Source organism: Mycetocola sp. Y791, assembly GCF_059445325.1.
Genome location: NZ_JCAIUC010000002.1, coordinates 171,782 through 188,879, shown reverse-complemented (window position 1 = coordinate 188,879; position 17,098 = coordinate 171,782). Strand labels below are relative to the sequence as shown.

The 17,098-nt window shown below is 61.0% G+C and carries 13 protein-coding genes, 2 tRNA genes and 1 pseudogene; 10 read left to right on the top strand and 6 right to left on the bottom strand.

Annotation, left to right across the window (positions count from 1 at the left end; translation table 11 throughout):
* Positions 1–1,984 precede the first annotated feature (1,984 nt).
* From rsmG to rpmH, 6 genes and pseudogenes are all read right to left on the bottom strand, one after another.
* Entirely contained in the window at positions 1,985–2,620 is a 636-nt protein-coding gene (gene rsmG, locus AC1C2N_RS05770; protein WP_483406525.1) for a 16S rRNA (guanine(527)-N(7))-methyltransferase RsmG, read from the bottom strand.
* 126 nt (positions 2,621–2,746) lie between these two features.
* Positions 2,747–3,265: a Jag family protein gene (locus tag AC1C2N_RS05765; RefSeq protein WP_495433222.1), complete on the bottom strand. Its 519-nt coding sequence runs from the start codon at positions 3,263–3,265 to the stop codon at positions 2,747–2,749.
* Positions 3,266–3,452: 187 nt separating this feature from the next.
* Positions 3,453–4,409, bottom strand: a pseudogene (gene yidC, locus AC1C2N_RS05760) (membrane protein insertase YidC); the annotation flags it as partial.
* 6 nt (positions 4,410–4,415) lie between these two features.
* On the bottom strand, positions 4,416–4,757 hold the full coding sequence (gene yidD / locus AC1C2N_RS05755) for a membrane protein insertion efficiency factor YidD (protein WP_495433221.1): 342 nt from the start codon (positions 4,755–4,757) through the stop codon (positions 4,416–4,418).
* The gene (gene rnpA, locus AC1C2N_RS05750; protein WP_495433220.1) at positions 4,754–5,095 is read right to left on the bottom strand and encodes a ribonuclease P protein component; all 342 of its coding nucleotides are present in this window, start codon (positions 5,093–5,095) and stop codon (positions 4,754–4,756) included. The genes yidD and rnpA overlap by 4 nt, the downstream gene beginning before the upstream one ends.
* 27 nt (positions 5,096–5,122) lie before the next feature.
* Positions 5,123–5,260: a 50S ribosomal protein L34 gene (gene rpmH / locus AC1C2N_RS05745; protein WP_010204566.1), complete on the bottom strand. Its 138-nt coding sequence runs from the start codon at positions 5,258–5,260 to the stop codon at positions 5,123–5,125.
* Positions 5,261–5,589: 329 nt separating this feature from the next.
* Here rpmH and dnaA point away from each other — a divergent pair, with 329 nt between their 5' ends.
* The 10 genes from dnaA to AC1C2N_RS05695 all read left to right on the top strand — a co-directional run bounded on the left by dnaA (position 5,590) and on the right by AC1C2N_RS05695 (position 16,718).
* Positions 5,590–7,020 carry a chromosomal replication initiator protein DnaA gene (gene dnaA, locus AC1C2N_RS05740; RefSeq protein WP_495433218.1) on the top strand — a complete coding sequence of 477 codons (1,431 nt, stop codon included), beginning with the start codon at positions 5,590–5,592 and terminating at the stop codon, positions 7,018–7,020.
* Positions 7,021–7,421: 401 nt separating this feature from the next.
* On the top strand, positions 7,422–8,570 hold the full coding sequence (dnaN, locus tag AC1C2N_RS05735; RefSeq protein WP_483406529.1) for a DNA polymerase III subunit beta: 1,149 nt from the start codon (positions 7,422–7,424) through the stop codon (positions 8,568–8,570).
* A 60-nt stretch (positions 8,571–8,630) separates the two neighbouring features.
* Entirely contained in the window at positions 8,631–9,521 is an 891-nt protein-coding gene (gene gnd, locus AC1C2N_RS05730) for a phosphogluconate dehydrogenase (NAD(+)-dependent, decarboxylating) (protein WP_495433217.1), read from the top strand.
* Between the two features lie 32 nt (positions 9,522–9,553).
* The gene (gene recF, locus AC1C2N_RS05725; RefSeq protein ID WP_495433216.1) at positions 9,554–10,750 is read left to right on the top strand and encodes a DNA replication/repair protein RecF; all 1,197 of its coding nucleotides are present in this window, start codon (positions 9,554–9,556) and stop codon (positions 10,748–10,750) included.
* 1 nt (position 10,751) lies between these two features.
* A complete protein-coding gene (locus AC1C2N_RS05720; RefSeq protein ID WP_483406532.1) occupies positions 10,752–11,267 on the top strand; it encodes a DciA family protein in 516 nt (171 codons plus the stop codon).
* Positions 11,268–11,389: 122 nt separating this feature from the next.
* A complete protein-coding gene (gene gyrB / locus AC1C2N_RS05715) occupies positions 11,390–13,396 on the top strand; it encodes a DNA topoisomerase (ATP-hydrolyzing) subunit B (RefSeq protein ID WP_108389780.1) in 2,007 nt (668 codons plus the stop codon).
* A 71-nt stretch (positions 13,397–13,467) separates the two neighbouring features.
* On the top strand, positions 13,468–16,053 hold the full coding sequence (gene gyrA, locus AC1C2N_RS05710) for a DNA gyrase subunit A (RefSeq protein WP_495433215.1): 2,586 nt from the start codon (positions 13,468–13,470) through the stop codon (positions 16,051–16,053).
* A 2-nt stretch (positions 16,054–16,055) separates the two neighbouring features.
* Positions 16,056–16,460: a DUF3566 domain-containing protein gene (locus tag AC1C2N_RS05705; protein ID WP_483406534.1), complete on the top strand. Its 405-nt coding sequence runs from the start codon at positions 16,056–16,058 to the stop codon at positions 16,458–16,460.
* Positions 16,461–16,535: 75 nt separating this feature from the next.
* A tRNA-Ile gene (locus tag AC1C2N_RS05700) sits at positions 16,536–16,609 on the top strand.
* Between the two features lie 36 nt (positions 16,610–16,645).
* Positions 16,646–16,718 (top strand) — tRNA-Ala (locus AC1C2N_RS05695).
* The last annotated feature ends 380 nt before the right edge of the window (positions 16,719–17,098 follow it).

The window sequence follows — 17,098 nt, the reverse complement described above, 5'->3', positions numbered from 1 at the left end:
TCCGTCCTGTCGTAATTTCCACCGTACCTGACCATGTCGATCCGGCAGGTTTGTGCGTGCGCCTGTCGCGCTTTCGGGCGGAAAATAGGCTCGTGGTCGCCGCCCTCGGGGTGGGACTTTCGCAGCGTGCAACGGATGTTTCACGTGAAACCCCTGCGTCGGTCTGACTGATGCAGCTGCAGGATCGACGGACACGACGGGGTCGAATCACTTGCGCCCGTGCACCCACAAGCGCGCCAGATCCGGTTCAACGACGCCGTCCACAGCGGCATTGTTTCACGTGAAACCCTGCCTCTGGATGGGACCGCAAGCTGGATGTGAATACTCAGCACGACCTGCCCAATTCGAGTGGGTGATGCGCAGAGTGGCGATGCAGCCTCCCGCCCGGCATGCACCACTGCAACTGAACCCCGCAAGGCTCTGGATGTTTCACGTGAAACCAGCCGCAACCTGTCGACCGGGTGCCGCAGTCGGAGGGCGCCGCAGTCGGAGGGCGCCGCAGTCGGAAGCTGCCGCTCGCCCGCCGTTCGCCCGTCCGGAGTCAGGTTCACAACTGAACACGGCGCGCGGGAATGGCCGGGCCCAAGCCAGGCGAGGGTGTGTGACTATACGTGCCTCGGGAAAAGTAGGCCCGACTTTTCGCAGCAAAAGAGGTGAAAAGGGGCGAAAAACGGCCCACCGGTGATCCGTGAAACGCGCTTAGGATGGCTCCCACAGGGCTGAAACACCCTGTTTCCCGACCTTTTTGACCCAAATCGGCCGCGACAAGGCGCACGGGGATACGCCCACTGGGTTACCGATCTGCGACGAACCGCGTCGTGCCGGTCCGACATGAGCCGTGTGGTCATTCATTGGTGGCCGATGGCGGGGTGGAGCGATGACCAACGCGCGGGTGCTGCGAGGAGGAAGCTTCACACTGACCCGGCGCGGGAGTGATTGCCACGACGCCGCCGACACGAACTCGCTGGGCGAACAGCCGATGTTTCACGTGAAACTGTCGCGTTCGACCACCAGGACCGACACTTGCGGCTATGCCACGAGCCGACGAGGCAACGAGACAGCGAGGCAACGAGGCAACGAGGGGACACGAGATCTGCCCGGTGGACGCTGCCGGAACGTCCGGCGCCACCTACGGTGCGCGCCGAATCCCGTCAGGCTACCGGCCAGCCTTGTCGTGGGGGGGCGAAGTTTCACGTGAAACTCTGAAACACGGAGAACGGAGAACGGAGGGCAGATCCTGCACCCGTTGCAAGACCCACGTTCGGCAACTGCGACGGGCAGCATCAGCGGTTGCGGCCGGCCCCCGGCCCGGGGGAGCGGTGTATCAGCAGGATGCCCCACCAGGCAATCCTGTTGTTCGCCCGCCGCGGTGCACCGGATCCCCTAGACAAACGAGAAGGCACACCAGTACGCCGACCCGCAACCGCGGTGTTTCACGTGAAACCACGACGGGCTACGTCTGTGTCGTCGCGGCCAGCTTGGGCGCCACGACTACACGACTATAAGACAGGAAGGCGGGTATATCGATCGCGCCGGATTTTCGCTTCGCGTATGTAACAGCCGTTGCATTCACAGCCAGCGCCCGTGAGTTCGAGGTTCTGCCCGCGCACTCTGTTCCGGGAAATGCCCACGCACAGCTGCGGGGCACGTGCGGCGAAGCCTCAGGTCGACGGCGCGCATTACAAGCCGCTACCAACCAGACGCCGATACTCATACTGAGACTGAGACTGAGACTGAGACCGAGACCGAGACCGAGACCGAGACCGAGACCGAATCATCCGCCCGACGTCTGCGCAAGAAATGTTTCACGTGAAACGGGGCCTGGTTTCAGGAGGATCCGGCCGATAAACGGCAAATATGCCGCGCGGCCGCACGCCGCGGACATGGCTTAGGATCGCTCTGAGAGAGCTGAACCGGGCCGGTTCAGGACACGCACAACGTTGCTCTCCGGCTCGGTCTCACCGAGAGACCGGCCATGTGGGCCCTAACCGCGAACGGTTCCGAGGATCACACGCGTGACATCGTCAGTCAGTCCTTCACCAAGGACCTCAACCCGGGCATTGGACACCTTGTACTTGCGCATTTCCTTCTGTGCGGCAGCAATCTCCGCCTCGGCGTTCGCGCCTTTCATCAGGACCAGTTCACCGCCGTCCCGCAGCAGGGGAGCGGTCAGTGGAAGCAGTTTGCGGAATGCGCTGACAGCCCTGGCCGTCACCTGGTCCAACGGCGTCTCGAGCTTGACCTCTTCAGCCCGTGCACGGAGAACAGACACATTGCTCAGTCCGAGCCGGCCGACTTGATCATTTAGCCAAGCAACGCGGCGCTCCATTGGCTCAATGAGAACAAACTGCACATCCGGTCGGGCAATACCGAGTACGATCCCGGGCAGACCGGCCCCGGACCCCACATCGCCGACCAGGCCGGGCCGCAAGAGCGGAGCGACGAGAGCGCTGTTCAGGATGTGACGTGACCACAGCCGGGGAAGCTCCAGCGGCCCAATCAACCCGAGCTCTTCGCCGTGCTCCGCGAGGTTCTGCGTGAACTGGCGGGCTACCTCGAGTCGAGCGCCGAGTACATCGACGGCAAATGCGGGTTCCTGCTCGAGCTGCGGTTCAGACATGTGCTCTATTTCTTCGTTTTCTCGAGGGCTGGCAGCCACGGCCGGCGCGTATCGTGCCGCGCGACGGTCCGCTCATCGACGACCAGCCGACCCGTGTGGTGCCGCAAGCCCGACATGGACTCACTCTCAGGCGCGGGTGATCACCGTGTGCCGGTCGCGACCTTCACCGTGGGAGTTGGACGTGAAGCCCCGCTCGGAGACCACATCGTGCACGAGTTTGCGCTCATAGCTCGACATCGGGGGAAGAGCCGCGGAACCTGCACCGGCCTCGATCTGGGCAATGGCACTGTCGACCAGAACGGTAAGTTCCGCCTGACGCGCATCGCGAGAGCCACCGATGTCAAGGATGAGGCGCGAGAACTGTCCGGTCTTGCTCTGTACGGCGAGGCGGGTCAGCTCCTGCAGGGCGCTGACCACGTCAGGCTTCGACAGGGAACGGATGTTGCTGCCTTCGCTCGCGGTCACTGCGACATACGCCCGCCCATTGCGAACGTCGATGTCGATGTCGCCGTCGAGGTCAGCGATGTCGAGAAATTCCTCGATGTAATCAGCCGCAACGTCGCCCTCTTCCTCGAGCTGCGATGCCGTTGGGGAGTCGTTCCGTGCAACCTCGAGCTCTGCCGGGTCGTGAATAACGTCGCTCATCGGACTACTTTCCGTTGTTCTTGGGGGACTGATTTCCGGATGCCGGGTCCACGGAACCCGCTGATTTGGCCGGCGAAGCCTGGGCCTTCGGTGGCACCTGGGCCTGGGGTGTTGCCCCTGCTGCCTTGGCAGGATTGCCGGACTTCGCGGGATTAGCTGGCTTCGCTCCGGCCGCGCCTGGCTTGGCCGCAACCTTCTTCGCCCGGTTCTTGCCCATGGGCTGCTGACGCTGCGCCGGTCGCTTCTCTTCGATGACCAGGGTGTCACCATCACCGGACTCGGACGGCTTCAGCTTTCCCTTGCGAGCGAGGCGCTCTTCGCGCTCCTTGGCGGCTTCGGTGCCTGGCATCGGCATCTGCCTGATGATGATGAACTGCTGCACCATGGTCCAGAAGTTCGAGACCAGCCAGTAGAACATGACACCGAGCGGGAACGCGAAGCCGGAGAACAGGAAGACGAACGGCAGGATGTACAGCAGGATCCGCTGCTGCTTGAACATCGGGCTCGCCTTGGTCTCTTCCGAGATGTTCTTCGACACGATCTGCAGCTGGGTGATGAACTGGGATGCCGTCATCAGGACGACCATGATCGCCGCGACAATCATCACGCCGACTTCCGGGCCACCAGGAGCATTCATTGCCGAGGAGAAGCTCATGTGCAGCGGCGCGAAGTCGAACAGCGACGAGGAGCCGAACTCCTCAGACAGCGCCTCGTTCAGGGGCCCGACACCGGATTTACCGGTCTGTGAGTCGTTCAGTACCGAGAACAGCGCAAAGAAGATGGGCATCTGAACGAGCAGCGGGAGACATGACCCGAGCGGGTTCGTACCGGTCTTCTTGTACAGCTCCATCGTCTCGCGGCTCATAGCCTCGCGACTGAACTGGTCTTTCTTTCCCTTGTACTTGTCCTGGATCTTCTTCAGCTTGGGGGCGACTTCCATCATCCGTCGCTGGTTCTTGATCTGCTTGACGAACAGCGGGATCAACGCCGCACGAACAACAACCGTCAGGCCGACAATCGAGAGAACCCACGTGAGGCCGTCTTCCGGCGCCATCCCCAGGAAGGCGAACAGCGAGTGCCAGCCCACAAGGATGAGTTCCACTACCCACTTCAGCGGCCAGAGGATGATCGACAGGAGATCCATGCGGGGTTAGCCCTTTCGGTGGCTGGCTGTTACAACGAAACCACGCGAGGTCACGGAGTATCGGAAGTTCTTTTTCAGTGGTGCATCATCGACGCCACCTGCGGCCCAGGGATGGCACCGGGCGATCCGCAGAGCGGCAAGCCCGGAACCGACCGTCACGCCGTGCTGCTGTATGGCGTGCATCGCGTAGGCCGAACAAGAGGGATAGTACCTGCAGACTTCCCCATAAAGCGGTGAAATGACTGTGCGGTAAGCGATCAATGCAGCGACAGCAGCATTACGCGGCAGCAACAGGATGCCGTGGGCCAGGCCCGAAACATTGGACTCGTCGACAGCCACACCGGTCATGATCGCGCCACCAGCTTCGCCGTACTGTGCTGGATCTCCGCTTTCAAACCGGAAAAGTCGCTGGTCGCAGCTGGCGGGAGCGCGCGGAAGACAAACTCTGCGCCCTCCGGCAGCTCCGGTGCAAGGTCGTGCGCAATTGCCTTCAACCTGCGACGAGTGCGATTGCGAACCACCGCGTTTCCTACAGTTTTTGCAACAATGAACCCGAACCGCGGAGTACCGCCGTTCGGGTTCATCAGTTGGTACGTGACGCAGTTCGCGCTCACAGCACGTCGACCCCTGCGGACTACCCGTCTGTAGTCATCCGCGCTCGTTATGCGTTGCGCTTGGGCGAGCACGATGACAACAGGGGAGAAGCGGTTGGACTAGGCGGAGAGCTCGGTACGGCCCTTGCGGCGACGGGCGCCGAGAATGGCGCGGCCGGCACGGGTACGCATGCGCAGACGGAAACCGTGCACCTTGGCGCGACGACGGTTGTTCGGCTGGAAAGTTCTCTTGCTCATAATTTCTCACTCCACGTTTGGAATTTCCGCTGCAGCTGATCGCACGCAGGGAGAATTGGGTGCCCGAGGGCAGAAGTCAACTGATTAAACCTACGTCCTGCGACTCCTGTGGTCAAACCGGCGAAGCGCAAAAGAACAATTATCCACAGTTTCCACAGGCGGGACTCTCTGACACGCGGGCCATTTTGTGCTGTAAATTTGGGCCTTTCACGCTGATTCGTTACCGTGAGGGAATAGTTATCCCCAGCCCAACCGATGCGGTTCCCCACAGATCCGCGCGTTTTGGCACGTCCGGTGGATAACTCTGTGAATAACTTCGTAAGGGAATCATGTCAAACGAGCAAGAGTCCATCACGCAAACGTGGCAGACCGTGCTCGATGTACTTGCTACAGACGAGCGAATCACGCCCCCACTCCACGGGTTCCTCAACCTGGTGGTTCCCAAGGGCATCATGGCGGGGACCTTCTATCTTGAGGTTCCCAACGAGTTCACCGCAGGCCAGCTCAACATGCGGATGCGGGCACCGCTCCTCAACGCCATCGGCACGCTGCAGGAAACTCACGGCGCATCAACATTCGCGGTGGTCGTGAATCCGGAGATCATCGATGAAGAGTACGAACCTCTTCCCCAGGCGCCCGTGCAGCAGCAACAACCTAATTACCTGCCGAGTCCGACAGCTCCGGCCATGCACGACACAGCACTTCCTGCGCGACAGAACGACACCCGGCTGAACTCGAAGTACTCCTTCGACAACTTCGTGATCGGTCAATCCAACAGGTTCTCCCACGCCGCGGCCGTCGCTGTCGCTGAAGCTCCCGCCAAGGCGTACAACCCGCTCTTTATCTATGGCGACTCAGGACTCGGTAAAACCCACCTCCTCCACGCCATCGGTCACTACGCGATGAGCCTGTATCCGGGCATCCGCGTTCGCTATGTATCGAGCGAGGAATTCACCAACGACTTCATCAACTCGATCGCGAACAACAGGGGCTCCGTCTTTCAGTCGAGATATCGCGACATCGACATCCTGCTGATCGATGACATCCAGTTTCTCCAGGGCAAGGCCGAAACGCAGGAAGCGTTCTTCCACACCTTCAACACCCTGCACGACCACAACAAACAGGTCGCCATCACGAGCGACCTTCCTCCGAAGGCGCTCACGGGGTTCGAAGACCGCATGCGGTCGCGCTTCGAGTGGGGCCTCATCACCGACGTCCAGGTTCCGGACCTCGAGACGCGCATCGCCATCCTCCGAAAGAAGGCGCAGAGCGAAAAGCTTCAAATTCCTGACGAGGTACTCGAATTCATCGCGTCCAAGGTCTCATCCAACATCCGTGAACTCGAAGGAACCCTGATTCGGGTGACGGCATTCGCGAGCCTGAACCGTACGCCCGTCGACATGAACCTCGTGCAGACGGTTCTCAAGGACCTGATCACCCTCGACGACGACAACGTCATCTCGCCGGTGGACATCATCAACATCGTGGCCGCCTACTTCAAGCTGAGCGTCGACGACCTCTATGGATCCAGCCGGTCACAGGCGATCGCCACGTCGAGGCAAATCGCGATGTACCTGTGCCGCGAACTGACGAATCTCTCGCTTCCCAAGATCGGCCAGCTCTTCGGAAACCGCGATCACACCACTGTGATGTACGCGAATAAGAAGATTTCCGACCTCATGCAGGAACGTCGCTCGATTTACAACCAGGTCACAGAACTGACCAGTCGCATCAAGCAGGGCCACCGCTTCAACCGTTAAAGCGGTGCTCAGGCGCGGTTAAAGTCCACAGGATGTCGCAGTCTTACACAGTGTGGATAACCCTGTGGAAGAAATTCGAATAACTCGCCTGAGCCTGTGAGTGAACCCGCTCTTAATGTGCACAACCGGCCTACATGCCAGTAACGGCAAGGATCTCTGTCCTGCTCAACTCCACAACGCGCCAACAAGTAACAACCGTGTGGTTCCCTTTGATTTACTCGCATCGAGAAAGTTATCCACAGTTTCCACAACGGTTAAGACCATTAAAGAATTCTTAAACTTTTAATCCGCCAATAACCTTTTGGCGAGACGAGCCTCGCCCCAACGAGGGTGTGACGTGCTCTCTCAGACCCGGCTAACATGGTGATCCACTCGTACCTTGAAATGACAGGGGATCCACCGTGCGGTTTAGCGTCAATCGCGATGTCTTCAGCGAAGCGGTTTCGTTCGCCGTGAAGCTTCTGCCCCAACGAACCACTCTGCCGATCCTCAGCGGTGTGCTCATCGAAGCAACCGACACAGGACTTGTGCTTTCAAGCTTCGACTATGAGGTTTCAGCCCAGACCGAGATCAACGCCCAGGTCGAAGAGCCGGGGACCGTCCTGGTTTCCGGCCGACTTCTCGCCGACATTGCAAGCCGGCTTCCCAACGCACCAGTGGTCTTTTCGACAAACGAGAACCGCATCGTGGTCAGCTGCGGCTCCGCCAACTTCACGCTCCTCTCCATGCCGGTCGAGGAATATCCGAGCATTCCCCAGATCAGCGGTCAGACCGGCCTGGTACCGGGCGAAGACTTCGCCGCAGCGGTCGCACAGGTCGCGGTTGCCGCTTCGCGGGACGACGTGACGCCGGTCATCACCGGTGTCCAGCTCCAGGTCACCGACAACCGCCTCGGCCTGGTCGCCACCGACCGCTATCGCGTCGCTGTCCGTGAAATCGACTGGGACAACGGCGAGAACACGAACCCTGAAGGCCTCACCGCACTGGTGCCGGCGAAAACTCTGCAGGAGGTCGGCAAGACCTTCGGCCACTCCGCGACGATTTCGGTGTCATTCACCGCCAAGGACGACCGGGAACTCATCGCATTCACCGCGGACAACAAGACAGTGACGTCGCTCCTGATCAAGGGATCCTTTCCCCCGGTCCGGCGTCTTTTCCCCGACAACACCGACAACTACGCGGTGATCAACACGGGCGAACTGATCGAAGCTGTTCGTCGTGTCTCCCTGGTTCTCGAACGCGAGGCAGCACTTCGGTTCACCTTCACGATCGATGGACTCACGATGGAAGCCGTGGGCTCCGAGCACGCCCAGGCATCCGAATCGCTCGACGCTCTGCTGACCGGCGATGACATCGTTCTCAGCCTCAAGCCACAGTTCCTCATCGACGGTCTGACCGCCGTTCGCAGCGAATTCGTGCGATTCTCCTTCACGAAGAGCGAGAACACGAACAAGCCGGGTCCGATGCTCATCACGAGCCAGTCGTCCAAGGACCAGCCGGGCGCTGACAGCTTCAAGTACCTCCTCCAGCCCAACCTCCTCCTCCGGTAGACACCGACAGCAGACCTGGCCGCGTAATCCGCGACATCCCGCCTCACGAAAGGGCTGACCATGCACATCGGTCTCATCGGACTCGGCAAGATGGGCGGCAACATGCGCACGCGGTTGCGCGCCGCCGGTATCGAAGTAACAGGTTTCGACCGCAATCCGGATGTCACGGACGTTGCGACGGTTGACGAGCTGGTGGCCGCGCTGCCGTCACCACGCACGGTGTGGGTCATGGTTCCCGCCGGAAAAATCACGGACGATGTCATCGGCGAACTCAATAACCTGCTCGGCGAGGGCGACCTCGTGATCGACGGCGGAAACAGCCGTTTCACCGAAGACTTCAAGCACGCAGAACTTCTCGCCGGCAACGGAATCGACTACATCGACGCGGGCGTCTCCGGCGGAGTGTGGGGTCTCGAGAACGGTTATGGCCTGATGGTCGGCGGATCTGCGGCCCAGGTTGAACGGGTAATGCCCGTTTTCGATGCGCTTCGCCCCGAAGGTCCTCGCGAAGAGGGCTTCGTTCACGTCGGCGAAGTCGGTGCCGGCCACTACGCCAAGATGGTCCACAACGGCATCGAGTACGCCCTCATGCAGGCATACGCCGAGGGATTTGAGCTGCTCGAGAAGCGTGAGGACATCATTCGGGATGTTCCGGGCACGTTCAAAGCATGGCAGCGCGGCACAGTTGTCCGGTCCTGGCTGCTTGAGCTTCTCGTCCGTGCACTGGACGAAGACGATGATCTCTCCGAAATCGAGGGCTATGTGGAAGATTCGGGCGAGGGCAGGTGGACCATCGAAGAAGCGGTGGCCAATGCGGTTCCGGTTCCCACAATTTCCGCATCGATCTTCGCCCGCTTCGTCTCGAGGCAGGACGATTCACCGGCCATGAAGGCGGTTGCCGCTCTCCGCAACCAGTTCGGCGGTCACGCCGTGAAGAAGAGCGACGAATAGTCGCGTCAGTGGTTCACAGGTAGCCTGTCTCAGTGATCGTTACCCACCTCAACCTCAGCGAATACCGCAACTACGCGGTAGCTGACGTGGCGTTCGCACCGGGGGCAAACCTCTTCGTCGGCCGAAACGGCCAGGGGAAGACGAACCTCGTCGAGGCTCTCGGGTACCTGTCAACACTCGGATCGCACCGGGTTTCCACCGATCAGGCTTTGATTCGCGCGGGCGCCGATGCCGCGGTGATCAGGGCTCGCCTGCAGCACAACGGTCGTGACCTCCTCGCGGAAGTGCAGATCAATCGCAGCGGCGCCAACCGCGCGCAGGTCAACCGAAGCCAGATCAAACCGCGGGAACTGCCCCGTTACTTCTCGAGTGTGCTCTTTGCCCCGGAAGACCTCGGCATCGTGCGCGGAGATCCGTCAGCCAGGCGACGGTTCATCGACCAACTGCTCGTGCTGCACACCCCCCGGCTCGCCGGCGTGATGAGCGATTATGAGCGCACACTCAAACAGCGCAACTCCCTGCTCAAATCGGCGCGATCTTCGGGGCTGAAAGCGAACCAGCTGACGACCCTCGAGATCTGGGATGACCGCCTCGTGGTTTTCGGCTCCGAAATCATCGACGAACGGGTGCGTCTGGTCGAAGCCCTGTCCCAGCCGATCCGGGATGCTTATGCCTCGGTTGTCGGTGACGACCACGGCCCATCGCTGACCCCACTGCTCTCCATCAACGGTGTCGATGCCGAGGAAACCGGCGCGGCAGCGACCGAAACCCGTGCCGAGCCAGGTGATTTGTCCACGGCAGATCTTTTCCGCTCTGCCCTCGCCTCCCGGAGGAAGAGTGAGGTCGAGCGCGGTCTCACACTGGTCGGCCCGCACCGGGATGACATTCTCTTCGAACTCAATTCACTCCCGGTGAAGGGTTATGCCAGCCACGGCGAATCCTGGTCGTTCGCTCTCGCCCTGAAGCTGGCATCCGCTGAACTGCTCCGTCGTGATTCCAGCCTCGGAGATCCGGTGCTCATCCTCGACGACGTGTTCGCCGAACTCGATTCACACAGGCGTGCTCGCCTCGCGTCGGCGGTCTCGACCTTCGAACAGGTTCTCATCACCGCCGCCGTTCTCGACGACGTGCCCGCGGAGCTCGCTGCCCATACCGTTCATATCGAGGCGGGACGGATTATTGACAGTCCCGTTATCAGTGCGACCGAGAGCGAGCGCGACAGTGTCTGATGTGACGCGAGGGTCTGATGCGACGCCAGGTTCCGACAAAGGGGCCGAAGCAGCGCGGGTTTACGTGCGGTTCAAAGAGCTGTTCGGTGGCCACAAGCACTACGCCCGCTCCAAGCGAAAGAGCCGAACGGATGCCGCTGAGAGCGTTCCATTCGGTGCCGGGCGCGATCCGAAGGGGCTCGGCGACATCGTTGGGGCGCTTACCAGCCAGCTCGGCTGGGATTCGCCCCTCGCTCAGTCCGAACTCGTCGCCAACTGGACGTCGCTCGCCGGTGAAGAAACGGCCAATCACTCCACCCCCGTCGGAATCGACAACGGTGTCCTGACCGTGCAGTGCGAGTCGACCGCGTGGGCAACGCAGTTGCGGATTATGCGGGTCGAGATCATGACGCACATCGCCGTTCGGTACCCGCAAGCCGGCATCGAGAGCATCCGTTTTCTAGGCCCCAACGTTCCAAGCTTCAAACGCGGCCCCAGATCGGTTCAGGGGCGTGGCGTGCGCGATACCTACGGTTAGGCAGTCAAAACAGGTGGACTGGCTGATAAAAGCGGCTCAGACAGGCGATTCTGCCCCGAACCACTGTTCTTCTTGATAGAATGACATGTCGAGTTAGAACACGGTTTGGAGCCTAATTTCATATGTCATCAGAACCGGACAGGTCCGTGGACAACAGTAGCTACGGTGCAAGCCAGATTCAGGTTCTCGAAGGTCTCGAAGCCGTACGCAAGCGCCCCGGAATGTACATCGGTTCAACCGGTCCCCGCGGATTGCATCACCTCGTGTATGAGATCGTCGATAACGCTGTCGATGAGGCCCTCGCAGGATACTGCGACAACATCGAGGTCACCATTCTCAAGGACGGTGCCGTCCGGGTTACGGACAATGGCCGCGGCATCCCCGTCGACATTCACCCCGCGGAGGGAAAGTCGACCGTCGAGGTTGTTCTGACCATCCTGCACGCCGGCGGAAAGTTCGGCGGCGGCGGTTACGCCGTTTCCGGTGGACTTCACGGTGTCGGCAGCTCGGTGGTGAACGCTCTTTCCACGCGACTCGATGTCGAGGTTCGCAGGCAGGGGTCGGTGTGGCGTGCCACATTCCACGACGGTGTTGCTGATGCGCCACTGTCCCAGGACGAGGACTCCGACGAGACGGGCACGACGATCACGTTCTGGCCGAGCGCCGAGATCTTCGAGACGACCGAGTTCGATTACGACACGCTCAAGATGCGCTTCCAGCAGATGGCGTTCCTCAACAAGGGTCTTCGGATCGCTCTGACCGATGAGCGTGACGACCACCTGGTCGAGGCTCCCGCCGTCGACGGCGCTGCTCCCGAGCTCGTGCACCAGTCGAACGTCTTCCTCTATGAGCGTGGCCTTGTCGACTACGTCGAGTACCTCAACCACGCCCGCAAGGCTGAGCTCGTCAACGACGAGATCATCTCGTTCGAGACCGAAGACGACAACCGCAAGATTGCGCTCGAAGTGGCGATGCAGTGGACGACCGCATACACGGAGAGCGTCCACACCTACGCAAACACCATCAACACCCACGAGGGTGGAACCCACGAAGAAGGCTTCCGCGCGGCGCTGACGACTCTCGTCAACAAGTACGCCAGGGAAAAAGGCCTGCTCAAGGAGAAGGACGACAATCTCTCCGGTGACGATGTTCGCGAGGGCCTGACCGCCGTCATCTCGGTCAAACTCGCCGAACCGCAGTTCGAGGGCCAGACCAAGACCAAGCTGGGAAACACCGAGGCCAAGGCCTTCGTTCAGAAGGTCGTCGGCGACCAGCTCGGTGACTGGTTCGGGCGCAACCCCGCCCAGGCGAAAGAGATCATCCGTAAGGCGTTCCAGGCAGCGACCGCCCGGATGGCCGCACGCAAGGCCCGCGAAACCGCACGCCGCAAGGGACTCCTCGAGGGTGGCGGAATGCCGGGCAAGCTCAAGGACTGCCAGTCAAAGGATCCTTCGCTCTCCGAGATCTTCATCGTCGAGGGTGACTCGGCAGGCGGTTCCGCTGTGCAGGGCCGAAACCCCGAGACCCAGGCGATCCTGCCGCTTCGGGGCAAGATCCTCAACGTCGAGAAGGCGCGGCTTGACCGCGCACTCGGCAACGCTGAGGTCCAGGCGATGATCACGGCATTCGGTGCCGGCATCGGTGAGGACTTCAACCCGGAAAAGGCTCGCTATCACAAGATTGTTTTGATGGCGGATGCCGACGTCGACGGACAGCACATCACCACGCTGCTGCTGACCCTTCTGTTCCGATACATGCGTCCCCTGATCGACTCCGGTTACGTCTATCTCGCGCAGCCGCCACTGTTCAAGCTCAAGTGGTCGAACGCTGCGCACGAATACGTCTACAGCGACGACGAGCGCGACGCTCGACTCGCCGCTGGAGCCGCCGCCGGCCGCCGGATTCCGAAGGACAACGGCATCCAGCGTTACAAGGGTCTCGGTGAGATGGACTACAAGGAGCTGTGGGAAACGACGATGGCTCCCGAGACCCGCACACTGATGCAGGTCAACCTCGACGACGCTGCCGCGGCCGACGAGATTTTTTCGACACTCATGGGCGAAGACGTTGAGTCCCGCCGTAACTTCATCCAGAAGAACGCCAAGGATGTGCGCTTCCTCGACATCTGATCGGGCCACGCCCGAGAAGCATCCGACGCCGGATGAGCCGAGAAACGCCGACTGACAAGTAGAGAAGACTGATGGCAGACGAAACCAACAACAGCGACGAGACTGCTGCGGAGACCACGGCCGCTGTTGTACCCATCGACCACGGTGTGCACGGTCGCATCGATCAGGTCGACCTTCAGCTCGAGATGCAGCGCTCATACCTCGACTACGCGATGAGCGTCATCGTCGGTCGCGCGCTTCCCGAGGTTCGCGACGGCATGAAGCCCGTGCACCGTCGCGTGATCTACGCGATGTATGACGGTGGATACCGGCCCGATAAGGCATTCTCGAAGTGCGCTCGTGTCGTCGGTGACGTGATGGGGCAGTTCCACCCCCACGGTGACTCCGCCATCTACGACGCCCTGGTCCGCCTGGTTCAGCCGTGGAGCCTCCGCTACCCGCTCGCGCTCGGCCAGGGAAACTTCGGTTCTCCCGGTAACGACGGCGCCGCGGCTCCCCGATACACCGAGACCAAGATGGCCCCGCTCGCCATGGAGATGGTTCGGGACATCGACGAAGACACCGTCAATTTCCAGGACAACTACGACGGTCGAACCCAGGAACCCGCTGTTCTGCCGGCGCGTTTCCCCAACCTCCTGGTCAACGGATCCGTCGGTATCGCCGTCGGTATGGCCACGAACATCCCGCCGCACAACCTCCGCGAGGTTTCGGCCGGTGCGCTGTGGCACCTCGCCAACCCCGAGGCATCCCGCGAAGAGCTCCTCGAAGCGCTCATGCAGCGCATCAAGGGCCCCGACTTCCCGACCGGAGCCCAGATTCTCGGCACCAAGGGCATCCACGATGCCTACAGCACCGGCCGTGGCTCGATCACGATGCGCGCCGTTGTCAGTGTTGAGGAGATCCAGGGTCGTACCTGCCTCGTCGTCACCGAACTGCCGTATCAGGTCAACCCCGACAACCTGGCGATCAAGATCGCCGACATGGTCAAGGACGGCAAGATCTCCGGCATCGCCGACATCCGCGACGAAACCTCCGGCCGCACCGGACAGCGTCTCGTCATCGTGCTCAAGCGCGACGCCGTTGCCAAGGTCGTGCTCAATAACCTCTACAAGCACACGCAGCTTCAGGAGAACTTCGGCGCCAACATGCTGGCGATCGTTGACGGCATCCCGCGCACCCTCGCCATCGATGGATTCATCACCGCCTGGACCGCGCACCAGATCGACGTCATTGTGCGTCGGACCAAGCACCGCCTGGCCAAGGCCGAAGAGCGCGCGCACATCCTGCGTGGTTATCTCAAGGCTCTCGACGCTCTCGACGAGGTCATCGCGCTCATCCGCCGGTCGAAGACGGTTGAGGATGCCCGTGACGGCCTGATGGACCTGCTCGACATCGATGAACTCCAGGCCCGCGCGATCCTCGACATGCAGTTGCGTCGACTCGCTGCCCTCGAGCGCCAGAAGATCATCGACGAGCACGACGAGATCGAGCTCCAGATCACCGAGTTCAAGGCGATCCTGGCCGACCCCGAGCGCCAGCGCAGCATCGTGAGCGAAGAGCTGACAGAGATCGTCGACAAGTACGGCGACGACCGCCGCACAGAGATCATGTTTGGCTACGACGGCGACATGAGTATCGAAGACCTCATTCCCGAGGAAGAGATGGTCATTTCCGTCACCCGTGGCGGCTACATCAAGCGGACCCGCAGCGACAACTACCGCCAGCAGCACCGTGGTGGCAAGGGAGTCAAGGGCGCCCAGCTGCGTGCGGATGACGTCGTCGACCACTTCTTCGTCACAACGACCCACCACTGGCTCCTGTTCTTCACGAACAAGGGTCGGGTCTACCGGGCAAAGGCCTACGAGGTGCAGGAGGCCGGCCGCGACGCCAAGGGCCAGCACGTCGCCAACCTCCTCGCCATGCAGCCCGACGAGGAGATCGCCGAGATTCTCGACATCCGGGACTACGAGGCAGCGAAATACCTCGTCCTGGCCACGCGAAACGGCCTCGTCAAGAAGACGGCGCTGAGCGAGTACGACACCAACCGCACGGGCGGCATCATCGCGATCAACCTGCGTGAGGGCGACGAGCTCGTCGACGCGCTTCTGGTTGAAGATGACAGCGACATCTTCCTGGTGTCCCGCCGCGGTATGTCCATTCGCTTCACAGCGAGTGACGAGGCGTTGCGCCCGATGGGACGCTCGACCTCCGGTGTGATCGGAATGCACTTCCGTGACGACGACGAACTGCTGTCGGCATCCGTTCTTCCTTCGGATCCGGATTCGGATGCCTTCGTCTTCATTGCGACGGAGGGCGGCTATGCAAAGCGCACCGCGATCGAGCAGTACCGACTGCAAAACCGCGGCGGACTCGGCATCAAGGTCGCCAAGTACAACGAAGATCGCGGCGATCTCGCCGGGGCTTTGATCGTCGGCGAGGACGACGAGGTGCTTGTGGTTCTTGCGAGCGGCAAGGTGGTAAGGTCTGCCGTGGCCGAAGTTCCGGCCAAGGGCAGGGACACGATGGGTGTCGTATTTGCACGATTCGCAGACGACGACCGCATCATCGCCCTGGCCAGGAACAGTGACCGTAATCTTGTCGCCGAGGTGGACGCGGAATCCGCAGCTGCCGAGGGCGAGTCGGAGCAGAAAGAGTAAGCATGAGTAGCGTTGCCGAGAAACTCGCGAAGAAGTCGACGAAACGCACCACAACAAAGCAGGTGCGACTAAAGCTCGTCTATATCGACTTCTGGTCGGCGGTCAAACTGTCGTTCCTCGTCGCGATTGCCCTGGCAATCATCACCATCGTGCTGTTCTTCCTCGTGTACACGGTTCTTGACACCACGGGGATCTTCGCGAACATCAACGGACTGTACAAAGACGTCGCTGGCGTTGGCGATGACCTCACGGCCATCTTCAACCTCGGCCGGGTCATGGGCTTCGCCGTGGTCGTTGCCATCCTCGATCTCATCGTTGTGACCGCACTCGGTGCGCTCTGCGCAGCGCTGTACAACCTCAGCGTGAAGATCACCGGCGGCCTTCTCGTCGGCTTCACCAACAACTAAACGTCCAGAATCGGGTGGCAAGCCACTCGATTATAGAAATCGGCAGATCTCGGGTAGTCTCGAACCTGCCCAAACGGGGATATAGCTCAGGCGGTTAGAGCGCTTCGCTGATAACGAAGAGGTCCCAGGTTCAAGTCCTGGTATCCCCACTCGGGAGACAATTTTCACAAGTTTTCTCCCTAATCGGGGCCTTAGCTCAATTGGTAGAGCGCCTGCTTTGCAAGCAGGAGGTCAGGGGTTCGATTCCCCTAGGCTCCACAACACAACACGAAAATGCCCCGGCCACGTGCCGGGGCATTTCTGTTTTCATCGCGCTGCCGCCATCAACTGCTCGGCGCCCGGGATGGCTCCTCCGCTTGCGTGGACGACAGGGGTTGCTCCCGCGGTGGCTGCCGTGCTGCCACACGGGCGCTGACGGCTTCTCTCGCCGTCTGCAACCGCACGGTGACGCCTTCATCGGCGCCGACCGTTCGAGGCCCTGAGTCGCACACAGGGCCGCCGTCACTGGATGGCATCCCGCCGTCTCGAATTAAGCTTCGAAAACCACGTAAATCCGCCAAAGGCGGAGCCGAATTACGCGCGTGTAGTTATCCACAGCACTATCCACACCTGTGGATAGATTCGCAGATCGCCGGGCG

Excerpts from the sequence above, each read along its gene's own strand:
- yidD (WP_495433221.1), bottom strand. The coding sequence starts at position 4,757 with ATGACCGGTGTGGCTGTCGACGAGTCCAATGTTTCGGGCCTGGCCCAC.
- gyrB (WP_108389780.1), top strand. The coding sequence starts at position 11,390 with ATGTCATCAGAACCGGACAGGTCCGTGGACAACAGTAGCTACGGTGCA.
- gnd (WP_495433217.1), top strand. The coding sequence starts at position 8,631 with ATGCACATCGGTCTCATCGGACTCGGCAAGATGGGCGGCAACATGCGC.
- gyrA (WP_495433215.1), top strand. The coding sequence starts at position 13,468 with ATGGCAGACGAAACCAACAACAGCGACGAGACTGCTGCGGAGACCACG.
- rsmG (WP_483406525.1), bottom strand. The coding sequence starts at position 2,620 with ATGTCTGAACCGCAGCTCGAGCAGGAACCCGCATTTGCCGTCGATGTA.
- AC1C2N_RS05705 (WP_483406534.1), top strand. The coding sequence starts at position 16,056 with ATGAGTAGCGTTGCCGAGAAACTCGCGAAGAAGTCGACGAAACGCACC.
- AC1C2N_RS05765 (WP_495433222.1), bottom strand. The coding sequence starts at position 3,265 with ATGAGCGACGTTATTCACGACCCGGCAGAGCTCGAGGTTGCACGGAAC.
- dnaA (WP_495433218.1), top strand. The coding sequence starts at position 5,590 with ATGTCAAACGAGCAAGAGTCCATCACGCAAACGTGGCAGACCGTGCTC.
- rpmH (WP_010204566.1), bottom strand. The coding sequence starts at position 5,260 with ATGAGCAAGAGAACTTTCCAGCCGAACAACCGTCGTCGCGCCAAGGTG.